This is a genomic window from Pseudoduganella sp. RAF53_2 (assembly GCF_052113985.1).
In the GTDB taxonomy this organism is placed as follows: domain Bacteria; phylum Pseudomonadota; class Gammaproteobacteria; order Burkholderiales; family Burkholderiaceae_D; genus Rugamonas.
Genome location: NZ_JBFRDW010000446.1, coordinates 1 through 5,121 on the forward strand (window position 1 = coordinate 1; position 5,121 = coordinate 5,121).

The 5,121-nt window shown below is 61.5% G+C and carries 4 protein-coding genes; 1 reads left to right on the forward strand and 3 read right to left on the reverse strand.

Annotated elements, in window-relative coordinates; translation table 11 throughout:
• The coding region (locus AB4Z11_RS22480; protein ID WP_442027785.1) for a TonB-dependent receptor plug domain-containing protein at positions 1 to 873 on the reverse strand (873 nt) is incomplete at its 3' end.
• A 618-nt stretch (positions 874 to 1,491) separates the two neighbouring features.
• On the opposite strand from AB4Z11_RS22480, the gene AB4Z11_RS22485 reads away from it, so the two are divergent.
• Positions 1,492 to 3,120 (forward strand): NAD(P)/FAD-dependent oxidoreductase, encoded by a 1,629-nt coding sequence (locus tag AB4Z11_RS22485; protein WP_442027786.1) that lies wholly within the window; start codon positions 1,492 to 1,494, stop codon positions 3,118 to 3,120.
• Here the strand turns inward: AB4Z11_RS22485 and AB4Z11_RS22490 are convergent.
• Together AB4Z11_RS22490 and AB4Z11_RS22495 are read right to left on the reverse strand one after the other, a co-directional pair.
• Positions 3,074 to 4,447 (reverse strand): sensor histidine kinase, encoded by a 1,374-nt coding sequence (locus AB4Z11_RS22490; RefSeq protein WP_442027787.1) that lies wholly within the window; start codon positions 4,445 to 4,447, stop codon positions 3,074 to 3,076. The two genes, AB4Z11_RS22485 and AB4Z11_RS22490, sit on opposite strands and share 47 nt — an antisense overlap.
• Positions 4,444 to 5,121, reverse strand: a 678-nt coding sequence (locus AB4Z11_RS22495; RefSeq protein ID WP_442027788.1) for an HD-GYP domain-containing protein, incomplete at its 5' end; no start/stop codon positions are given. The genes AB4Z11_RS22495 and AB4Z11_RS22490, both read right to left, overlap by 4 nt.

The window sequence follows — 5,121 nt, forward strand, 5'->3', positions numbered from 1 at the left end:
GTCGCAGTTGGAGGTCAGGAACTGGTAGGAAGCCGGGTTGTCACGGCCGGTTGCCGGGTTGTACAGGAACGGGGTGTTGGCAGCCACCAGGAAGTTGTTCTGTACGTTCGGTACGCCTGGGTTCAGGTTGATACCGCCGCGGCTGGTCCAGTCGCCATTGGCCCACTCGAAGTTGCTGCGATCAGCAATCTTGATGGCGTCGGCGTGACGGTATTCCAGGGCTGCGAAGGCGTTGTAGCCGTCGTTGTTCAGATCACCGAAACCGTGGGTCAGGGACACGTGGTAGTTCTTGCCACCGCCGTGCTGGGTGTTGCCGCCGTCAACCTTGATATTGGTGCCGTTGAAGGTCTTCTTCAGGATGATGTTGACCACGCCGGACACAGCGTCCGAGCCGTACAGCGAAGATGCGCCGTCTTTCAGCACTTCGATACGCTCAACTGCGTCGAACGGGATCGAAGACACGTCCACGAACTGGCGCTGGCCGTCGTCGGACAGTGGGTATGGAGCCATGCGGTGGCCGTCGATCAGCACCAGGGTCAGGCCCACGGTCAGACCGCGCAGCGAGACGCCGGCGCCGCCGTTGGCGAACGCGCCTGCGAAGCCGGTGCCCAGGGCGCCCTGGCCGTTGGCGGTCAGGTTGCTCAGCACTTCAGCGATGGAAGTCTGGCCAGACTTGGCGATGTCGTCAGCAGTCAGAACCTGCACTGGCGACGGGGTTTCTTTGTCGGCACGGCTGATCAGGGAGCCGGTAACGACAACACGCTGCACGTCGCCGCCTTGCTGCTGCTGCGCCATCGCAGGCATTGCAGCAAGCACTGCAGCGCCGCCGAACGCAACTGCCAGCGAACGAACGAGAATAGTCTTTTTCAACATTATGGTTCCTAAAGTAAGCATGCAGTAGGGAAGAAGCTTGGGTAAAAACTCACTCTTACTCACGCCTTCTACAGCATTGATTTTGTTGTCCCAACTAAAACCAAGAAACACTTGTGACGCTTTGTGGGCGACCACTCGAAACTAATATTCATCAATTAGTTTCAGCTTGGCATAAGACCATATTAAAAGCGGCTATGTCAACGCAACTCCCGTCGCGTATGAGGAAAAAACAACAATTCCTGCGCGTTAAAATTGGCAGAAATAATTAAGCGCAGAAGAACGCAGAAGCGGGGAATTCGCCAGAAATTGCCGCAGCGCGGCATTATTACCTAAATAAATAAAGTTATTATTTTTAGGGGCGAGAAAATATTATCCCGGGCATTGCGAGATAATACAGGCGCGGACTTAATAACTCCGCGTGGGGAGAAAAACCAGAAGTAAGGCTGTACTTCAAATGTCAACTATTACACCCTTCTTATCAGTTGTACAGCGAAAATTTGTATCAGATCGGCCTTCTCCCCCTTCTGGCAGGCTCAGCGTTGCGTTTATACAACCGGGGAAAGCAGGTAAAATGGCGGATTGGGCCCGTTGCGCGCCCCACTAAGTAGAGAGAACACCATGCTGCGATTGAACGAAGTCAAGCTTCCCCTGAACCATACCGACGCCGAACTGAAGCAGGCCATCCTGGAGCGCCTGCACATCGATGAGGCAACCCTGCTCGGCTTCACCATCCACAAGCGCAGCTATGACGCGCGCAAAAAAGCGCACATCAGTCTGATCTACTCGCTGGACCTCGAAACCAGCGACGACGCCGGCATCCTGCAGCGCCGCAAGCACGACGCCCACCTGATGCCCTCGCCGGACATGGAATATAAATTCGTGGCCCAGGGCGTCAATGCCGATGGGAAACAGCCGCGCCCGGTGGTGATCGGCATGGGTCCCTGCGGTCTGTTTGCCGCCCTGATCCTGGCCCAGATGGGTCTGCGCCCGATCATCCTGGAGCGCGGCAAGACCGTCCGTGAGCGTACCAAGGACACCTTCGGTTTCTGGCGCAAGCGCGAACTGAATCCGGAATCGAATGTGCAGTACGGTGAAGGCGGTGCCGGCACGTTCTCGGATGGCAAGCTGTATTCCCAGATCAAGGACCCCAAACATTACGGCCGCAAAGTGCTGACCGAGTTCGTGAAGGCGGGCGCGCCGGAAGAAATCCTGTACGTCAGCAAGCCGCACATCGGCACTTTCCGTCTGGTAAAGATGGTGGAAGCCATGCGCGAGGAAATCCAGGCCCTGGGCGGCGAGATCCGCTTCGAGCAGCGCGTGGCCGATTTTGACATTGAAGAGAAAAACGGCCAGCGCCAGATGCGCGGCCTGAAGCTGGCCAGCGGCGAGTACATCGCCACCAACCACGTGGTGCTGGCAATCGGCCACAGCTCGCGCGACACTTTCGAACAACTGTACGAACGCGGGGTCTATATTGAAGCGAAGCCGTTCTCCATCGGCTTCCGCGTCGAACACCCGCAATCGCTGATCGACACCTGCCGCTTCGGCCCGAACGCCGGCCACCCGATCCTGGGCGCCGCCGACTACAAGCTGGTGCACCATGCCAGCAATGGCCGCGCCGTGTACAGCTTCTGCATGTGCCCGGGCGGCACCGTGGTGGCCGCGGCATCCGAGCCGGGCCGCGTGGTCACCAACGGCATGAGCCAGTATTCGCGCGCCGAACGCAACGCCAACTCGGCCATCGTGGTCAGCATCTCGCCGGAGCAGGATTACCCGGGCCATCCGCTGGCGGGTATCGCTTTCCAGCGCGAGCTGGAGGAAAAGGCCTACGTGCTGGGCGGCTCCAACTACGACGCGCCAGGCCAGCTGATGGGCGACTTCGTGGCGGGCCGCGCCTCGACCCAGTTCGGTTCCGTGGTCCCCTCCTTCAAGCCGGCCGTGCATCTGACCGACCTGGCGCGCATTCTGCCGGACTACGCCACCGAAGCCCTGCGCGAAGCCTTCCCGGCTTTCGACAAGCAGATCAAAGGCTACTTCAAGGAAGACGCCGTGCTGACCGGCCTGGAAACCCGCACCTCCTCGCCGATCCGTATCAAGCGCAACGACGGCGACTTGCAAAGCCTGAACACGCGCGGCCTGTTCCCGGCCGGCGAAGGCGCCGGCTATGCGGGCGGCATCCTGTCCGCCGGTGTGGATGGCATCAAGGTGGCGGAAGCGCTTGCCCTGTCGATGGCAGGCCAGCTTTAATTTCCATCGGCAGTTTCAAGGTGAAGGTGCTGCCTGCGCCTTCGCCGCTCTTCACCTCGATCTGCCCGCCCATCTGATGCACGATGGTGTAAACAATGTGCAGTCCCAGCCCTGAACCGCCCTGCCCGCGCTTGGTGGTAAAGAAGGGTTCAAAAATCCGCTCGCGCACGCTGGACGACATGCCCGCGCCGTCGTCGGCAAATTCCATCAGCAGGCTCTCGCCATCGCACCAGGCACGCACCCTCACTTCGCCGCCCGTGCCGTCTGGGTAGGCATGGCGGGCTGCGTTCATCAACAGATTGGACAGCACTTGCGAGAACTTCCCCGGCGGCAGCCGCGGACGCAGCATGCCGTCGATCTCCAGCGCGACCTTGATGCCCGCCTTGCGCAGTTCCGGACTGTGCGCCGACACCACGCCCTGCACATAGTCATGCAGCGCCAGCGTGCTGACATGCTCGGTGCCCTGGTCCACCGCCAGCTGCTTGAAGTTGCCGATCAATTCCGCCGCGCGGTGCAGATTGGACTCGATCAGGGCTGCCGCGTCGTTCAGGCGCGCGGCGATGTTGACCAGATCGGAGCGGCTGACCTTGGGCGCGGCCAGCGAAGACACCAGCTGGTCGGTGTAGCTGCTCATGGCCGATGCGGCAGTCAGCGCCACCCCTACCGGCGTATTCACTTCATGCGCTACGCCCGCTACCAGCGCGCCCAGTGCCGCCAGCTTTTCCTGCTCGACCAGGCTGGCCTGGGCCGCGCGCAAAGCCTCGGTACGCTGCAGGACTTTCTCCTCCAGCGAAGCTTCCCTGTCCTGGTGCTGCAACTCGGCTGCCGCGCGCGCGGCAAAGATCGACAATAGCGACAGCGCCAGCAGGCGCTTGTTTTCATCGATTGGTTTGGTATCGATGGCCGACAGGATGCCCAGCGTCCTGCCCTCTGTGTCCACCATGGGCATGCCGACATAACTCTCGGCCGCCATGTCCACCAGCAGTGTATCGAGGGGATAGTCCTGCTGGATGCCACTGGCGTGGAAGCACATGGTCTGGCAAGTCACATCCTGGCAAGGCGTGTGCTGGAGACTGTATTCCATATTGGGCGCGAAGTCCTGCCCACCCCACACCGCGAGCGTGCGAATGCCTTCGGCGCCGTCGAAAGGAATCACGCGGCCCACGATCACATACGTTACATCCAGCGCCTGGGCCATATCGTGCACCAGCACGCGGAAGAACTCTTCGCCACGCGCACGCGCCGTGGCCGCCGTGATGGAACGCAGCGCCGCTTCGGCGATGATCCGCGCATCGGCCGGCGTGTACAGCGGCGTATCGGCGCTCATCGCTGTTCTCCTTGCTGATAAAGGCTGCGCAGAAAGTCGCGCCGCGAAAGCAGCACTTGTGCAATGGCGGGATCAAAACGGCGGCCGCCATCGCAGGCCACTTCGCCCAGCGCTTCATCCAGCGTATGCGGACCGCGCCAGGGACGCGGACTCACCATGGAATCGACAAAATCGGCCAGCGTCGTAATGCGGGCGGGAAGACTGATCTGCGCTCCGCCCAACTGGCAGGGATAGCCCTTGCCGTCCCAGCGCTCGTGGTGCTCGCGTGCGATGCGGGCCGCCAGCTGCAGCACCGGCTGTTCGGAGCGCGCCAGCATGGCGGCGCCGGATTCGGGGTGCACACGCATCTGCTCCCACTGCTTTGCGTCCAGCGGACCGGGATGATGCAGGATGGCGTCCGGCACGCAGCAATGACCGACGTCATGCAGCGGCGCGGCCTGGCGCAGCTGGCGCACCGCTGCCTGCGGCATCTCCAACGCCTCGCCCAGCATGGCGGCGATGATGCCGACGCGTTCGGCGCTATTGCCCTGCTTCGGAGAGCGCGTTTCGATCGCCTCGCCGAGGATCGCGACCAGCGCAGACTGCGTGGCGGCCAATTCCTCCCGCTGCAGCAGTTTCTCGTAAGTGATCGCCACATTGGCCGCAAACAGCGACAGCAGCTCGCGCTCCTCTCC

Bases quoted from the DNA above. Each gene is read 5' to 3' on its own strand.
- AB4Z11_RS22485 (WP_442027786.1), top strand. From the start codon at position 1,492: ATGCTGCGATTGAACGAAGTCAAGCTTCCCCTGAACCATACCGACGCC.
- AB4Z11_RS22490 (WP_442027787.1), bottom strand. From the start codon at position 4,447: ATGAGCGCCGATACGCCGCTGTACACGCCGGCCGATGCGCGGATCATC.